At 41.2% G+C, this 17448-nt stretch carries 15 protein-coding genes; all 15 read left to right on the top strand.

Going from position 1 to position 17448, the window contains the following annotated elements; translation table 11 throughout:
- The first annotated feature begins 49 nt into the window (after positions 1–49).
- The 15 genes from topA to BLP87_RS02445 all read left to right on the top strand — a co-directional run bounded on the left by topA (position 50) and on the right by BLP87_RS02445 (position 17345).
- Entirely contained in the window at positions 50–2164 is a 2115-nt protein-coding gene (topA, locus tag BLP87_RS02515; protein ID WP_074461292.1) for a type I DNA topoisomerase, read from the top strand.
- 142 nt (positions 2165–2306) lie between these two features.
- Complete coding sequence (codY, locus tag BLP87_RS02510) at positions 2307–3086, top strand: GTP-sensing pleiotropic transcriptional regulator CodY (protein WP_026654729.1); 780 nt, start codon at positions 2307–2309, stop codon at positions 3084–3086.
- Between the two features lie 343 nt (positions 3087–3429).
- Entirely contained in the window at positions 3430–3825 is a 396-nt protein-coding gene (flgB, locus tag BLP87_RS02505) for a flagellar basal body rod protein FlgB (protein WP_026666844.1), read from the top strand.
- 39 nt (positions 3826–3864) lie between these two features.
- Positions 3865–4311 carry a flagellar basal body rod protein FlgC gene (gene flgC / locus BLP87_RS02500; protein ID WP_074461291.1) on the top strand — a complete coding sequence of 149 codons (447 nt, stop codon included), beginning with the start codon at positions 3865–3867 and terminating at the stop codon, positions 4309–4311.
- A 46-nt stretch (positions 4312–4357) separates the two neighbouring features.
- Positions 4358–4699 carry a flagellar hook-basal body complex protein FliE gene (fliE, locus tag BLP87_RS02495; RefSeq protein WP_074461290.1) on the top strand — a complete coding sequence of 114 codons (342 nt, stop codon included), beginning with the start codon at positions 4358–4360 and terminating at the stop codon, positions 4697–4699.
- A 46-nt stretch (positions 4700–4745) separates the two neighbouring features.
- Complete coding sequence (locus BLP87_RS02490; protein WP_074461289.1) at positions 4746–6362, top strand: flagellar M-ring protein FliF C-terminal domain-containing protein; 1617 nt, start codon at positions 4746–4748, stop codon at positions 6360–6362.
- A 14-nt stretch (positions 6363–6376) separates the two neighbouring features.
- Positions 6377–7405, top strand: coding sequence for a flagellar motor switch protein FliG (gene fliG / locus BLP87_RS02485; RefSeq protein ID WP_074461288.1), 1029 nt, complete (start codon positions 6377–6379; stop codon positions 7403–7405).
- On the top strand, positions 7398–8273 hold the full coding sequence (locus tag BLP87_RS02480) for a FliH/SctL family protein (protein WP_074461287.1): 876 nt from the start codon (positions 7398–7400) through the stop codon (positions 8271–8273). Before fliG ends, BLP87_RS02480 begins: the two co-directional genes overlap by 8 nt.
- 17 nt (positions 8274–8290) lie before the next feature.
- The gene (gene fliI, locus BLP87_RS02475; RefSeq protein ID WP_074461286.1) at positions 8291–9649 is read left to right on the top strand and encodes a flagellar protein export ATPase FliI; all 1359 of its coding nucleotides are present in this window, start codon (positions 8291–8293) and stop codon (positions 9647–9649) included.
- An 18-nt stretch (positions 9650–9667) separates the two neighbouring features.
- A complete protein-coding gene (locus BLP87_RS02470) occupies positions 9668–10126 on the top strand; it encodes a flagellar export protein FliJ (protein WP_074461285.1) in 459 nt (152 codons plus the stop codon).
- Positions 10127–10128: 2 nt separating this feature from the next.
- The gene (locus tag BLP87_RS02465; protein WP_083334423.1) at positions 10129–11076 is read left to right on the top strand and encodes a magnesium transporter MgtE N-terminal domain-containing protein; all 948 of its coding nucleotides are present in this window, start codon (positions 10129–10131) and stop codon (positions 11074–11076) included.
- Positions 11077–11213: 137 nt separating this feature from the next.
- On the top strand, positions 11214–12707 hold the full coding sequence (locus BLP87_RS02460) for a flagellar hook-length control protein FliK (protein ID WP_074461284.1): 1494 nt from the start codon (positions 11214–11216) through the stop codon (positions 12705–12707).
- Between the two features lie 21 nt (positions 12708–12728).
- Entirely contained in the window at positions 12729–13634 is a 906-nt protein-coding gene (locus BLP87_RS02455) for a flagellar hook capping FlgD N-terminal domain-containing protein (RefSeq protein ID WP_074461283.1), read from the top strand.
- 3 nt (positions 13635–13637) lie between these two features.
- On the top strand, positions 13638–14063 hold the full coding sequence (locus BLP87_RS02450) for a TIGR02530 family flagellar biosynthesis protein (protein ID WP_074461282.1): 426 nt from the start codon (positions 13638–13640) through the stop codon (positions 14061–14063).
- 156 nt (positions 14064–14219) lie between these two features.
- Positions 14220–17345, top strand: a complete 3126-nt coding sequence (locus tag BLP87_RS02445) for a flagellar hook-basal body complex protein (protein WP_074461281.1) — start codon at positions 14220–14222, stop codon at positions 17343–17345.
- Positions 17346–17448 lie beyond the last annotated feature (103 nt).

The following is a 17448-nucleotide window of genomic DNA, read 5'->3' as shown; positions in this document are numbered from 1 at the left end:
AACAAACATAATTAACAATTAATATATATGAAGGGGCATAATTTAAACAATGGCAAGTAGCAAGCGTACAGGGGATAAGAAAAATTCGCTTCTTATCGTTGAGTCACCCACAAAGGTTAAAGCTATAAAGAAGTTTTTGGGTTCCGGATATGAAGTTGCGGCAAGTAACGGTCATGTCAGAGATCTTCCGAGAAGTCAGATGGGGGTAGACATCAATAATGACTTCGAACCTAAATATATAACAATCAGAGGAAAGGGCGATGTACTCGCTTCTCTCAGAAAACAGGTCAAGAAGGCCAAGTGCGTATATCTCGCAACTGACCCTGACCGAGAGGGTGAAGCTATTTCATGGCACCTTATCTCGGCTCTTAAATTAAATGAATCGGATGTTAAGATACAGAGAGTTACATTCAATGAGATCACAAAGAATGCCGTCAAGGAAGCAATGAAGCATCCAAGGGACATTGATATGAATCTCGTTGATGCACAGCAGGCAAGAAGAGTGCTTGACCGAATGGTTGGTTACAGCATTTCACCGCTTCTCTGGTCCAAGATAAAAAGAGGCTTAAGTGCCGGAAGAGTGCAGTCGGTTGCACTTAGGATCATTGCGGATAGGGAAGAAGAGATTGATTCTTTTATTCCCAAAGAGTATTGGACACTTGATGTCAATCTCAAGATAAAAGGCGAGAAGAAGCCTATCGTGGCTCATTACTACGGAACGACCGATGAGAAGAAAGAAATAGAAAGCAAAGCCGATCTTGATGCAATCTGCGCTTCACTTAAGGGCAAGAAGTTCAAGGTTACGGATATAAAGAAGGGTGAGAGAACTAAGAAGGCACCACTTCCTTTTACAACATCAACACTTCAGCAGGAAGCATCAAAATCGCTCAACTTCTCTACACAGAAGACAATGCGTGTTGCTCAGCAGCTCTATGAAGGAATCGATCTTGGAAAAGAGGGAACGGTTGGTCTTATCACTTACCTCAGAACAGATTCCACACGTGTTTCGGATGAAGCTGTCGCAACTGCAAATAAATATATTTCCGAGAATTTCGGTGATGAGTATCTTGCTTCAAACACCGGAACAAAGAAGCAGGATGTTAAGATTCAGGATGCACACGAAGCGATCAGACCTTCGTATATCGATAAACATCCCGTTACGGTAAAAGAATACCTTTCAAAGGATCAGTTCAGACTCTATCAGCTCATATGGAGAAGATTCATGGCAAGCAGAATGGCTGCCGCAAAATATGAGACGACATCGGTTAAGATTGATGCGGGAGAGCACAGATTTACAATGGCTGCATCAAAGACTGTATTCGACGGTTTCCTTAATGTATATACCGACGAAGACGATCAGGTTGAGAAGAATGTTATTTCTTCCAATCTTAATGTGGACTCTGAGCTTGTATTTGAGTCATTTGAGGAAGACCAGCACTTTACGCAACCGGCTCCTCATTATACAGAGGCTTCTCTTGTTCATGATCTGGAGGCTCTTGGTATCGGCAGACCAAGTACATACGCACCTACAATCTCTACGATCATTGCAAGACACTATATTACAAAAGAAAATAAGAGCCTTTACATCACAGAGCTTGGACAGGCTGTCAATAAAATGATGAATGACGCTTTCCCTCAGATTGTTGATGTAAACTTTACTTCCAACATGGAATCACTTCTTGACGGAATCGCCGACGGTGAGGTTAAGTGGAAAACTGTTATCAGAAACTTCTATCCCGACCTTGATCAGGCTGTTGCCGATGCAGAGAAGGAAATGGAGAAAATTCAGGTTCAGGACGAAGTTACGGATGAGATCTGCGAAGTTTGCGGAAGAAATCTCGTTATTAAGTACGGACCGCACGGTAAGTTCCTTGCTTGTCCCGGATTCCCTGAGTGCAAGAATACCAAGCCTTATTATGAGAAGATTGGTGTTCAGTGCCCTAAGTGCGGTAAAGATATTGTTATGAAGCGCACAAGAAAGGGACGTATTTTCTACGGATGCATTGATAATCCGGAGTGCGACTTCATGTCTTGGGCAAGACCTGTTTCGACAAAATGTCCAAAGTGCGGAAGTCTTATGGTTGCAAAGAGCAGCAAGCTGGCTTGTACAAATACCGATTGCGGATTTGTATGCAATAAGGACGAACTCGAGAAGAATAATTGAGTTGGTTGAATATTTAGAAAAATTTAGATTTTTTTCATAATTGTAGGCGCTTTATTGTTTGAAGCGCCTATATTTTTATGCTAAGATTACGTTAAGACACCACGAAAACAATTCTTTTTAATGATAGAAGAAGGAGATTCTTATGAGTAGTGTTCAACTACTGGATAAAACCCGAAAAATTGGAAAACTGCTCCATAACAGCAATTTGGGGAAAGTGGTCTTTAATGATATCTGCAGGGTTTTATGTGATATTCTCTCATCAAACATGTTTGTAATAAGCAAGAAAGGAAAAGTTCTGGGAATCGGCGAGAGCGCCAGCGTTGAGTCACTCAGCGGACTGCTGGTTGACAGTGTCGGATCGTTTATAGACCCGATGCTCAACGAAAGACTGCTTACAATTCTTTCGACAAAGGAAAATGTTAATCTTGAGACCCTCGGATTTGAAGGAATAGACAGCAGTAAATTTCAGGCAATCATTACTCCCATAGAGATTGCCGGAGAAAGGCTCGGTACTCTTTTTATCTATAAGACGGATAAACCTTATGATATCGATGATATTATTCTGTGCGAGTACGGAACGACGGTTGTGGGACTTGAGATGCTCCGCGCCGTAAATGAAGAGAATGCGGAAGAGAGCAGAAAGCTTGCTGTTGTAAAATCGGCGATCGGAACATTGTCATTTTCTGAGATGCAGGCGATCATTCATATATTTGATGAGCTTGACGGAATGGAAGGCGTGCTTGTTGCAAGTAAGATTGCGGACAGAGTCGGAATCACGAGAAGCGTTATAGTAAATGCGCTCAGGAAATTTGAGAGTGCGGGAGTTATTGAATCAAGATCGTCGGGAATGAAGGGAACATATATCAAAGTAATTAATGACGTTGTCTTCAGCGAGATCAAGAAGCTAAAACAGGAAATGTGATCGTCCGATATATAAAAAGAACAGCATAAAATACGGATAGTATACGTGATGAAGGGATTTATCGAAAGATAGGTCCCTTTTTGTATGGAGCACTTGGTGAGACATCTATATTATAAAAAGTTAAAAAATAACACAGAAAAACATTTGTTTAATATTAATATTAATTTTTGCATTTAATTAAGTTGTGTTTAAAATAAGTTTTCGTACTTCATTTAGTAGTTTATTTTGAAATTAAGCACAACATAAAGTATATTTTACTTGTATTTTAGCTAAAAAAATTCTATTATAAATATAAGTATGATACATAAAATATACCCATCTTTATGATTTATGGAGGGAAAACATGATAAACAGCAGTGTTTTTGATTATATCAATGTCTTGGATAAGGCGTCTGACGCGTCTTGGACAAGAAATGAGATTATCGCAAACAATATCGCGAATGTAGATACTCCGGGGTACAAGAGACAGGATCTGAATTTTGAAGACGAGCTTGAGAGAGCACTCGGACATTCGAGATACAGAACCATGGACCAGAAAGTTTCGGATTTAAAGGATAAGCATTTAAAGGCAAGAGTTGTCAATGACTACTCAAACTTCTCATACAGAACCGACAGAAATAATGTTGACATCGACACTGAGAATGTCACACTTGCCGCTAATCAGATTAAATATCAGGGACTTATGGCAGGACTTAATTCTGAGTTCAAGAATCTTCTTGCTGTTACTAAGTCTTCGTAAGGTTCATACATTTTATTTAATTTATAGGAGGTAGTCGGTATGAGTATTTTCGATTCTTTCAACATCAACTCATCAGGAATGACGGCTCAGAGATTCAGAATGGACATTATCTCTGAAAACATTGCCAACGCAAATACAACAAGAACACAGGATGGAACACCTTATGTCAGAAAGGTTGTTACATTCGGCGAGAAAGGTGCGCAGACTCCTTTTTCAAGAATATTAAACGAAAGACTTGACCATTATTCGGGAAGAGGTGTCAAGGTTACAAAAGTGCAGGATGATACCTGGACTCAGATGAATATTGTTTACGATCCTTCACATCCCGATGCGGATGAAAACGGATATGTGACATATCCCAATGTCAATACGGTTACCGAGATGACCAATCTTATTGATGCCAGCAGATCTTATGAAGCAAATGCCACAGCTTTTAATGCAAGCAAGAATCTTGCTACCAGAGGTCTTGAGATTGGAAACGGCTGATAAGGTCTGAGATGTTTAATGCCATATATTTTGGAGGATGTATTTAATGGCTTCACTTGATATATCACAACTTAGAAATGTAACTTCACAGGCAATCAGGAATGCAGAGAAGACAAACAGCAGAGTCTATAACGTTTTGGGGAATGATAACGACTCGTCGGATTCTTTTTCTTCAATTTTTGATCAGGCCGTGCAGAATATAAATACAACAAATGCATATTTATCAGATGCCGAGAATGAAGAGATAAGGTGGGCTCTTGGCAAGACTGACAATACGCATGATCTTACGATCGCATTGCAGAAGGCGCAGACTGCACTTCAGTATACCATTGCCGTGCGTGATAAGGCGCTTGCTGCATACAGAGAGCTCACGCAGATGCAGATCTGATTTTTCATTTTATTTAGTTTTTTAGTTTTTTTGGGAGGGAGAATAAATGGCTGACAGGTTTAAAGAGCTCTGGCAGAAAATTCTCGATTGGTGGAACAAGTTTACAGCGAAACAAAAAACGCTGGTTGTTGGAGCGGGGACAGTAGTTCTTCTGACACTTATCATCTTGTTGTCTGCTTTAAATCAGCCTCAATATGTTCTTTTGGCATCTGCCAATTCTACAAAAGAGGCATCGGAGATCAAGGAACTTTTGGACTCAAATGCCGTCAATTACAAGATGTCGGATGACGGTCTTGACTTTAAGGTTCTGAAAAAAGACCGTGCTAATGCTAATCTTCTTTTAGGTGCAAACGACATACAGTCATATGCATACAGTATCGATAACGTAACTAACGGAAGTTTTTCCACAACAGAATCGGACAAACAAAAAAAGTATGTGGTATATCTGGAGAAGCAGCTTGAATCTGATTTTATTCAGAATTTCTCTGCAATAGAAGTTGCTCATGTCAAGCTTCATATTCCGGATAATGACGGCACACTTATAGGTAATAAAGAAGAATCTTCGGCTTCTATTATGCTTGAAATTGCAGAGGGAGCAGAGTTCACCGAAGATAATGCGGCTTTTCTTGCCAAGGCTGTAGCTAAGGCTCTCGGAAATTCCGATACCCAAGGTATCGTGATCATGGATAGTGCTAGCAATCTGTTATTTTCGGGAGATGAAGATACTACCGTAACGGGGCTTGCAAGCACGCAGCTTTCGCTTAAGTCCAAAGCGGAGCAGATCGTAAAAAATGAAGTGAAAAAAGTTTTACTTGGAACCAAGCTGTATGATGCGGTTGAGGTTGCAAGTAATCTTGATATGGATTTTTCACATGAAGAGGTTGTCCAGCATGACTATACACCTGCCGAAGATCAGACTCAGGGTGTTCTCAGTCATGAAGATATCTATACGGCAGAAAATGTAAACGGTATAAGCGGCATACCCGGAACGGATACAAATGCCGATGATGAGACGACATATGTAACACAGGACAATAACAACTCGAGTTCAAATATCAATGAGGAATCGAGAGATTATCTTCCAAATGAAAAGATAACAACTACCACGAATCAGCCGGGTGCCGTCAAATATGCGTCTTCTTCAATATCTGTTACGGCGATAAACTACATTGTAATGAATGAAGAGGATTATAACAGCGCAGATCACGAAAATCTTTCGTGGGAAGATTTTAAGGCTCAGCATGTAGATCCTACGACAGAGGGGGCTGATGATAATATCATCAATATTGTTTCCGGTGCAACGGGAATTCCGGCTGAGAAAGTAGCCATGGTGGTATCTACGGAGTATATGTTTTTTGATAAGACGGGATCTTCCGTGACACTTTCGGACATACTTCAGATTGCGCTTATCATAGTGATCCTTGGACTTCTTGCATTTATTATCATAAGGAGTATGTGGACTACAAAGAAGGCGGAGGAAGTGGAAGAACCCGAACCTTTGTCTGTCGAATCACTACTTGAATCACAGCCCGAGGAATTTCTTGAAGATATCGAGATGGATACGGGATCTGAGACAAAGAGACTTATTGAGAAATTCGTTGACGAGAATCCGGAAGCGGCCGCAACGCTTCTTCGAAACTGGTTAAACGAAGACTATACATGATGGGGTGAAATATTATGGATATAGGCGGCTCAAATCCATTAATAGCGGATTTTACCGGCACACAAAAAGCGGCGATTCTTCTTATTGCACTTGGACCTGAAAAATCGTCCACCATATTTAAGCATCTTAAGGAGGAGGAGATCGAGGAACTTACCCTTGAGATTGCCAATACAAGAAGCGTTACTTCGCAGATCAAAGAGGCAATTCTGGAAGAGTTCTACGGAGTCTGCCTTGCTCAGCAATATATCGCGGAAGGCGGTATCAGCTATGCCAAGGAACTTCTTGAAAAAGCTCTCGGTGAAGACAAGGCTCTCGATGTCATCAGTAAACTTACGGCTTCACTTCAGGTTAAGCCCTTTGAGTTCATCAGAAAGACAGAACCTTCTCAGATACTTACATTTATTCAGGATGAGCATCCGCAGACGATCGCACTTATTTTGTCATATATGTCACCGTCACAGAGTGCGATGGTATTGTCGGCTCTTCCGCCTGACAGGCAGGCTGATGTTGCAAAGCGTATCGCATCCATGGACAGAACAAGTCCGGATACCATAAAGGAAGTGGAAAAAGTGCTTGAATCAAAGCTTTCTTCTCTTGTAAACCAGGATTACACGATCATCGGCGGCGTAGACGCTGTTGTAGAAATCCTGAATACGGTAGACAGAGCTACAGAAAAGCATATCATGGAGACTCTCGAGATCGAAGAGCCCGAACTTGCAGACGAGATCAGAAAGAAGATGTTTGTGTTCGAGGACGTTCTTCTTTTGGACGACAGATCTATTCAGAGAGTGCTGCGTGAAGTTGAGAACAGTGATCTTGCTCTTGCATGTAAAGGTGCTACGGAGCAGGTTCAGAATGCTATTTTCAACAACCTTTCAAAGCGTCTTGCAGCCATGATACGAGAGGATATGGATTTCATGGGCCCTGTTCGTATGAAGGATGTTGAAGAGGCTCAGCAGAAGATTGTAAATGTCATCAGAAAGCTTGAGGATTCCGGTGAAATTGTAATCTCCAGAGGTGGAGGTGATGAGCTAATTGTCTAATCTTTTTAAAGCCGGCTTCGTGAGTTTTGATCAGAGCGATGCAAGAATAATAGATAATAACGATCTTTCCAACAGGAAGATTGAAGCATATCAGGAAAGAGAACTTAAGCGTCAGAGAACCAGAATGATGCAGGAGGAAGGATACGAAGAAGGGGATAGTGTTGAGGATTTTGTTCCGGGTATAGGCCTCGAACAGATCGATCAGCTGACTCAGGACCAGAATATGCTGGGCTCGTTCCCTGATCCTCAGTTTGATATGGAGGCCATGCAGGCTGAGATAGATCTTAAACTCCAGCAGGCTCAGGAACAGGCCGAGATGATAATTAATGATGCACAGCAACAGGCTGAGAATATCAGAAGTCAGGCCATGGAACAGGGAAGGCAGCAAGGCTATGAAACAGGTTATCAGGAAGGCCTTGCGGCTGTTGAACAGATCAAACAGGAAACGCTTCAAAAGCAGGAAGAACTCGATAAAGAGTATCAGCAGATTGTCGATGAACTTGAACCTGAGATGGTTGACGTGCTGACTCAGATCTATGAGCATGTATTTGGCGTCGATATGAGAGAGGATAAAGGAATCATTCTTCATCTTCTTAAGAATACGCTTTCAAGGATTGAGCCCGGTAACAACCTTATCGTGCATATTTCTCCCGATGATTATGACGATGTCATGGAAGAAAAAGATTCAATCGATGCATGTATTACTTCTCCGAGTACGACAATGGAGATTATCGAAGATCCACTTCTTAAGAAAAATGAATGCATGATCGAATCGGACAGCGGCGTTTTTGATTGCAGTCTCGGAGTTGAGCTTTCTGAGCTCACAAGGAAACTCAAACTTCTTTCTTTTGACAGGAAGAAAAGATAAAGAGTAGGTTATAAATTATGCTCACATCTTCAATTGATATATCTAAATACAAGAAAATGCAAAATGCTCCTTATTATCGCATGAGGGGCAAGGTTGTCAATGTTATCGGTCTTACCATCGAATCGGCGGGGCCGGATGCGAAACTCGGTGATATCTGTCTTATTTATCCAAAGAAAAAAGACAGTGAATCTGCGATAAGCATTGATGCCAAACCTGCTATGGCTGAAGTTGTGGGATTTAAGGATAATCATGTTCAGCTTATGCCTTATGAGAATGTAAGTGGCATAGGAAACGGAAGTATCGTCGAGAATACAGACTCGCCGCTCAGGGTACATGTGGGCGAAGGACTTTTGGGAAAAACTCTTGACGGACTTGGAAGAATTGATGGGATTTCTTACGGACAGGGAACAATGCTTGAAGGCGGAGTTGCCTATTCCGTCGAGAATCAGCCGCCGGATCCTCTTACGAGAGATCCGATATCAGAAGTTCTTTCGCTTGGCGTAAAGGCTGTTGACGGACTTCTTACAGTCGGAAAAGGGCAGAGAATTGGGATATTTGCAGGTTCCGGCGTTGGTAAGAGTACGCTTCTTGGTATGTTTGCAAGAAATACACAGGCTGATATAAATGTTATCGCACTTATCGGAGAGCGAGGCAGGGAAGTGAGAGAGTTTATTGAAAGAGATATGGGAGAAGAAGGTATGAAGCGCTCGATCGTTGTCTGCGCTACATCCGACAGACCTGCTCTTGAGAGACTTAAGGCTGCAAAGACGGCTACTTCCATTGCCGAATATTTCAGGGATAAGGGCAAAGACGTCCTTCTTATGATGGATTCGCTTACCCGTTTTTCGATGGCACAGAGAGAAATCGGCCTTGCGAGCGGAGAACCGCCTGTTTCAAGAGGATATCCGCCGAGCGTATATGCTGAGATGCCAAAGCTACTTGAGCGTGCGGGAAAGTCAAAAAAAGGCTCGATAACAGGTCTTTATACCGTTCTTGTCGACGGTGACGATATGAATGAACCCATCACGGATACTGCGAGAGGTATTCTGGACGGACACATCGTTCTTAACAGAAAACTTGCACAAAAGAACCATTATCCGGCTATAGATGTTCTTGCGAGCATTTCAAGATGTATGTCGGCAATCGCTGATCCCGAGCACAAGAAGGCTGCCGGAAAGCTTAAAAGCGTGCTTGCAACCTACAATGATGCCGAGGATCTTATAAATATCGGCGCGTACAGAATGGGCGCGAACAAGAATATAGACTATGCGATTTCCAAGATTGATATGGTAAATGAATTTCTTTTGCAGGAGACGGATGAAAAATTCTCGTTTGAAGAGATCAGGAATCAACTTATAAATATGTTCAGATTTTGATAAATCGGCGGTTTTATTATGGCAAGATTTGTCTATAAGATGCAGAGCATCCTGAATATCAAAGAAAAAACCGAGGGGCAGGTAAAGATGGAATTTGCTGCGGCCCAGTCGGAGCTTAATAAACAGTATGATATTCTGGATGAGTATGTAAAAAGAAAAGAGAATTATCTTATTGAGGCTGAGGAGCTTAGAAATGAAGCGAGTCTGAGACTTCAGGATATACTGGACAATCAGTATGCCACGGCTCAGATGGACGTTATGATCGCGTCTCAGTCAAGGGTTATCAAGGAATATGAAGCTGAGGTCGAAAAGGTAAGAGTAAAGCTTACAAGAGCCATCCAAGAGAGGAAAATGCAGGAAACACTGCGTGACAGGGCTTATGCTGAGTACCTTGAGGAAGAAAAGCAGGAAGAAGCTAAAGAGAACGACCAGAGAAGTAGTTTCACGTACGGACAGAGACAACAGGAGAAGAAGTAAATATGGCTGATATAGGAATGCCGATGTCTCCTTTTGAAGATCAGAAGGCGGCAAAAGCAAAACTTAAAGCTGACAAATTAGAATACAGGAAGAAACTTAAAGAACAGAGAAAAGCTGATAAAGAAAAGCTGCATGAGTTTGCGGAGAGAACGGCGGAACTTAGCGGCGACGATGCGGGCGGAATTGCCACAATTGTGATCACTTTTTTCATTGTTCTTATTTGGCTTGCCATAATGGCGCTTCTTATAAAGTTCAACGTGGGAAACTTCGGATCCGATATCATGGCTCCGCTCATTAAGGATATTCCCGTTATAAATGCTATTTTGCCCAAGGAAGCAAGAAATGATGTAGATGCAAAGATTGATGAACCTATCGACTTCAGCACGGAAGGAAGCGAAGCGGGAGGAATCCAGACAATCGAAGAAGCCAATGCTTATATCAAGAGACTTGAAAAGGCACTTCAGGATGAGATGAACCAGAATAGCAGCTACGCTTCCACAATAGACAGACTTGAAGCGGAAGTTGCAAGGCTTGAGCCTTTCGAGCAACAGCAAAAAGAGTTCTATGAGGAGAGGGCGGCTTTTTATAACAGTATAGTTTATAACGACAATGCGCCCGACCCTGAGGAATATGCCAAGTATTTCGAACAGATAGATCCCGATACGGCTGCGAAAATTTATGAGAAGATCAAACGTGATGAGGGCGAAGAAGCTGCGATCAAGGCTTTTGCTACGACATATTCGGGAATGAAGGCAAAACAGGCGGCTAAGATTTTTGATGAGATGGTAAATGAGAACCAGATTGAGCTTGTTTCCAAGATATTGGCACAGATGAGCGTAGAAAACCGTGGCGATATCCTTGCGCAGATGAAAGAAGAGAATGCCGCAAAACTTACTCAGCTTTTGGAACCAAATGCGCTTAAGGGCAAATCAACAAAAGTTACAGGATGATAGACTGAGATTTTTTGAAAAAAAACTTTTGAATTATGTATAAAGGTTTAAGATATTAAGCCGATATAATGTATGAGATGCCATAATCTCTTTATGGAATTATGCATCTTGTAGATTAAACACATAAGGAGGAAGCTATGAGCAGTGCGGCAAACCCAATTAGTGCGGCCATGAATATTATGGCTAACGGCACTGCAGCCTCAAGTGTTTCAGTCGTAACAATGTCTGAAGGATATAGCGCAAAAGCTTCGACAAGCTTTGATGTTATCCTGAACAGGGCAAATGATGCGGTTACACAGCTTAATTCCGTAAATACGGCAAAAGATGTGACTGCATCAAAGGATAAGACGGATGTTAATGTATCGGTGCAGAAGAATGACCCGACCGTTGCTTCAAAGGATGTGACAAGCGACAATGTGGGAACAGATAAGGATCTTATCGATACAGACAGCAAAGTTGCTACGAATGAAACAAATGGCAAGGAAGCCGGCGAAGAGCTGCAGGATGCCATTGCAGAAGAAGGTAAGAAGCTGATTACCCGGATCGCAGAAGAACTTGACGTATCTGAGGAAGATATCGTAAATGCCATGCAGGCACTTGGAATTACTGCGATAGATCTGTTTAAACCTGAAAATCTTATACAGCTTATTTCTTCTGTAGGAGGACAGGAACAGGCGGTAAATCTTATCACAGACTCAGACCTCTACACATCATTGCAGGACCTCATGGAGGATGCGGATGGTATGAGAAGCGAACTTATGAATGAGTTTGGCTTAACTGAGGAAGATTTTGAGACCGTTGTCAGCAACATGCATGAGGAATTTTCTCAAGTGACGGAAACAGATGTCGAACCGAAGGCAGAAAAAGAGCCTTTGATCGAGATAAACGATCTTAGACCGGAAAAAGCTTTCGAGAAGCCTGTGGATAAGGAAATCCATACGGATGTCAAAAAAGAGGCTTCTGTAGAAAGAACCGATGTCTTTAAGGATGAATTTAAGCCCGTCGAAAATTCCAATAATACAACAAAACATAACGATCAGTCCGGAAACTACGATCACGGATCGCAGGGAACAACCGTGTTTAATCAATTCCTTAACGGAGTTACGGATGCGATTAACGGTTCAAATGCGGCTGAAGAGATGCTTGCATATACCGACAGAGCTCAGATGGAGAACATCGTGAGACAGATCACGGAAAAGATTACTGTTTCGGCAAACGAAGATGTGACCAAGATGGAACTTCAACTTCACCCGGCAAGTCTCGGTAATGTGAATATCCTTCTTACAAGCGGTAAGGACGGTATTATTGCAAGATTTACGGCACAGAATGAAATCGTAAAAGAAGCAGTTGAGAGCCAGATGATCCAGCTTCAGCAAAAATTTGAAGCGCAGGGAATAAAGGTTAATTCTATAGAAGTTACGGTTTCAAGCCATGCCTTTGAAGAGAATCTTCAGCAACAGGGCGGAAGCGAAGGAAATAATGGTGAGGCTCCAAAGAGCAGAAAAGGACTTCGAAGGATCAATCTTTTGGATTCGGATGATATTATGAACGAAGCAGATATGAATGAGGCCGAAAGGATATCGGCACAGATGATGGCTATGAGCGGAAACACTGTTGACTTTAGTGCTTAAGCCGCCGGAAAAGAGGTTATTATGGCAGAGGTGAATTCTGTTAGCGCAGTAGTTAAAGACGGTAAGATTCAGAATGCTGCGAATAATAAAGAGAATAAAGAAAAAACCAATCAGGCGAAGGGATATGACAAGGATTCTTTTCTAAAGATCCTTGTCGCCCAGATGAAATATCAGGATCCCATGGAGCCTACATCAAATACAGAATATATTTCGCAGTATGCTACATTTACTCAGGTTGAGCAAATGAATAATATGGCTAACGCCATGAGTCTTTCAAGAGCATCAGAGATGGTTGGAAAGACTGTGACCATAACACAGACTAATCCTGAGACCCATGAGACAACCGATATTCAAGGTGTTGTAGATTTTGTTACTTACAGTGGTAACAAGGCTTATCTTAACATTAACGGCAACAACTATAATGTCGACGATGTTACACAGGTGCTTGGCGCTGAGTATGCTGCGGCCTACAACGAGGCCAATGAATTTATCGAGAAAATGGATAAACTTCCCAATCTTCTCGAAATTGTCAACCTTGGTGAGTACGGTGATCGTATATGGGCGCTTGATGATGATTATAAAGGTTTTGACAAAAAGACTACCGATCTCATCAGTAAAGACTATGAGACAGCGCTTAAGCAGTATGTTGGCAAGATTGAAGAACTTGAAAGTTCCATGAAGGGATTTTTGGATGAAATTGGTTCTCTTCCTGCCGATCTTGATGAAATCACACTCGAGACTCATGGAAAAAAGATTGATGATCTGTACGAACGCTACATGAATATTGATCTGAAGACCAGAAATTATATTGATCCGGAAGGAAAATATTCAGCCGGACTTCTCGGTTATGTGAATAAGATTGATGATCTCAGAGGAAATGAGCATAGAACATTCGGTAAAAATACCGAAAACGCACAGGAGGTGTAAGCTATGACAATGGATGGTCGTCAGTTTATGTCCATCGGGCAGGTGCAGGACCAATATTTAAATGGTACTGTACCCAAAACGGACAAGAACAAACAAAATATTCCAACAGGTGAAAATTCTTTTGCATCTGTTCTAAACAAAATCCAAGAGTCTGCCGATAATAATATCAGCACGGAGAATCTTAGATTTTCTAAGCATGCCGTGAACAGACTCAGCGACAGAAATATTGAACTTTCTGCTGAACAGATGCAGAGACTTAACCGTGGAAAAGCTGAGGCCGGTGAAAAGGGAATAAAAGAGTCACTTATTCTGGTTGACCAGCTTGCTTTTATAGTGAACGTTCCCAATAACATGGTCGTTACAGCCATGGATCAGACAGAAAACAAAAACAATGTTTTCACAAACATAGACGGTGCAGTGATCGTATGATTGGACCGAAGCGGCAGATAGGCCTGAAGTGCCTTGCCGTCAGGAAATCTTAACTTCCCGACCGACAGAAGGAAGTTCTTTGACGAAAATCACAAGCATCCGTCCAAAATCAATTTAATTTATTTATTTCTTTTTTATGATGGAGGACTTTGCCTTATGATGAGAGCTCTTTATTCCGGTGTTGCCGGACTTAAGACACACCAGACCAAGATGGATGTTATCGGTAACAACATTGCCAACGTTAATACAACATCCTACAAATCTCAGTCAATCACATTTTCTGATCTTATGTATCAGACAACTCAGACAGCTTCAGGAGCAACAGAGACCAAGGGAGGTATCAATCCTCGTCAGATCGGTCTTGGTGCGAAGTCGGGAGCTATCAATACAGCTATTACATCTCAGGGAACATCCCAGACAACAAATAACCCTTTTGATATTATGATAAACGGCAGTTCTTTCTTTGTTGTAAATAACGGAGTTGAGAATCTCTATACAAGAGACGGATCTTTCTATGTTGATGGTTCAGGTAATCTTGCAATGCAGTCAAACGGATATCTTGTTCAGGGATGGCCCGCCAGGGAAGATAGAGAGACAGGTGAAATAACTGTAAACAGAAACGGCGGACTTTCAGGTCTTCAGATTATGAGCCCGGCTAATTTCACATATTCGCCTGCTTCAACGACAGCATCTGTTTTTCAGGGGAATATTGATGATAATGATGCAAATCTAAAAACTGCTGACGGAAAGGCGATAACACTGGAGTTCTATGATAATAAGGGATATATGTATACCGGAAAGTTTACACTAAAAGATACTGAAAACAGTGATCTTTTCGCATTGACGCTTACGGATATTATTGATTCTAACGGGAAATCTATAAACGAAAATAAAGATAAAGCCGATCTTATGAGCCAGATTACATTAGGAGATGTTTCAAGCACCAAAAGAACTATAAAAAATGATCCTCTTCGCGGCTATTCTGTTGAGGCAACAACGGATCCAAACTATATCAATTTCATTAAATCTGACGGAGATGTTAAGTTCAATGATATACCGGCAAACGGAAATCTTATAGATCTTGAAAATAAGGGAATTCTTCGCGATGCTTATGGACTAAGCAGAGCATCACTTGAGAATAAGTATACTAAAGATGGCTTTGAAAATGCAACATATCAGATTGGGGCAAATGGCGCTCTTACAGTTATTTATCCTAAAATTGATATTGCCAACGGCGTTTTTGGAGATAGTTATAAAGATACAAATTTTACAACACAGAATTCAGATAACTATTTTATAGATGAAAATACTCAGATTGCTTATAAGGTTCCTACAGAGAACTTAAGAGGAAGCGTTAACGATATAGCTGACTTGTTGAGAGATGTATTTGATGTTGATGCAGGAAATTATGCAGGATTCAAATATTCTAACGGTGGTATTTCTTTGTTTAAGGCGCTTTCTTATTTCAAAGATGAAACAATCAATCCAAATGAGTCATATACAGATATTAAAGATTTTGGATCTGTTACGGAGGATATGGTCAGCAGAGATTTTGGTCAGTTTGAAGGGCTTGTAAAGGCAATTGATACATACAAAACTAATGGTGGACTTTTAAAAAACCTTAAATGCACATATTCATCCAATGGAAAGATGATGCTTACACAGAGGAAGCTTGTTGAAAAGAATCAAGATGTATCAACTAATCTGGGTACACTTCAAAATAGTGTGATCACAAGTATGCTTGAAAAGTTTGGGACAACATATTCATGGGGTGACAGTCCAAGTGATATTCCGTATTCTGTGATTTATGAGATAGCAAATTCTAATCCTGATGAGGAAAATGCAAAATTTAGTCAAGAAGAGAAAAACGCAGCAATTGCGATTAAGGATACGATAGATGCCGCATTTTCAAATGTTACGGATGCAAAAGAAAATGCTCTTGCAGAATCAAAATTTAAGCTTGTTAATCTTAACGGCGATGCCGGTATTATTATAAAATATACTTCAACTGAGGAGGAAGAGCTTTCGTTCCCCGGAGGAGGCGAAGACCTGACAAAAAGTCAGCCTTTTAATCGTATTCCGGCAGATACATTAGACAGTAATGATTACAAGAATAATTTTGTTTTTAACGGAAATCCTCCGGCATATGTATATCAGAATAAGAATCTTTATGGTAAATCGTATTATGTTGCGAATGACCTTTTGACAAGAACGTTTAAAGGAGATAACAGTCAGGCAGTTGATTTTATAAAGGCAGTATTTCCTGATGCTTCCTATATGAATTTTGATCCTAACGCGGAATATGACATGGTTATAAATGAAAAAGGTGAAGTTACGATCAAGCATAAGGTGCAGGATACAACAACTTATCCTGTTCTTACTGCTACAACCGGATATTCTGCAAAGATAAATGAAGACGGAACAGTTATGTATACATCAACATCGGCATATAAGAATGTTCCGGTAAAAGGAAAAATAGCAGATCTTCTTTCTGCAGCTAAAAACAGCAATCAGCAGCAGCTTCTTGAAAAAGTATATGGAATCACTGATAATGCTGCAGATGCTTATGGACTTGACGGTACATATGAAATTATTACGGCAGAGGGTACCGACAAAGGTAAGATCAATCTTACGTTAGGTAATCATACAATTCAGCTTGCGTTTGATCCGGCTACAGGTGCTATTGTTTCTGCTGATGGAAATACATTGGACAAGAAGGCCAATATTACATTTGGACTTGGTGGAAAGAAAACTGAGGGCTTAGAGGCGTTTGGATTCCAGGCATCCCCTACAAATGCAGCTGAACTTGAAAGAAATCATACAATTTCTGTTGATTTTTCAACTCTTACAAACTACCGTACAAATGGCGCTTCAACAATCAGAGCCAACAAGGGTGATATGAAGTCGCTTAATACGGGACGTGCGGTTGGTGAGATGAACGGCGTAAATGTAAGTGACAACGGTATGATTTACGCAAACTATTCAAACGGTCAGACTAAGCTTTTAGGACAGATTGCATCAGCACAGTTTGCTAATGCATCAGGTCTTTCAAAGCAGGGTGATAACCTCTATGCTTCGACACTTAACTCAGGTGATGCAACTATTCAGGATATCACAACTGACGGTGGCTACATGAGTACAGGTGTTTTGGAGATGTCAAACGTAGACCTCTCAGCACAGTTTACCGAGATGATCACAACACAGCGTGGATTCCAGGCTAACAGCCGAATCATCACAGTATCTGATACACTCCTTGAGGAGCTTACAAATCTTAAGAGGTAATAATTTGCAGACTGTAGACAAAGTGGTCTTGAGAGCATAGCTCTCAAGGCCATTTTGTCTTCCTAAGCCGGATTTTCATAATAAAAATGGTCAGAAACAGCCC

Origin of the sequence: Butyrivibrio hungatei, from assembly GCF_900101605.1 — a bacterium.
GTDB lineage: Bacteria > Bacillota > Clostridia > Lachnospirales > Lachnospiraceae > Butyrivibrio > Butyrivibrio hungatei_B.
This window is presented reverse-complemented; position numbering and strand designations above follow the sequence as displayed.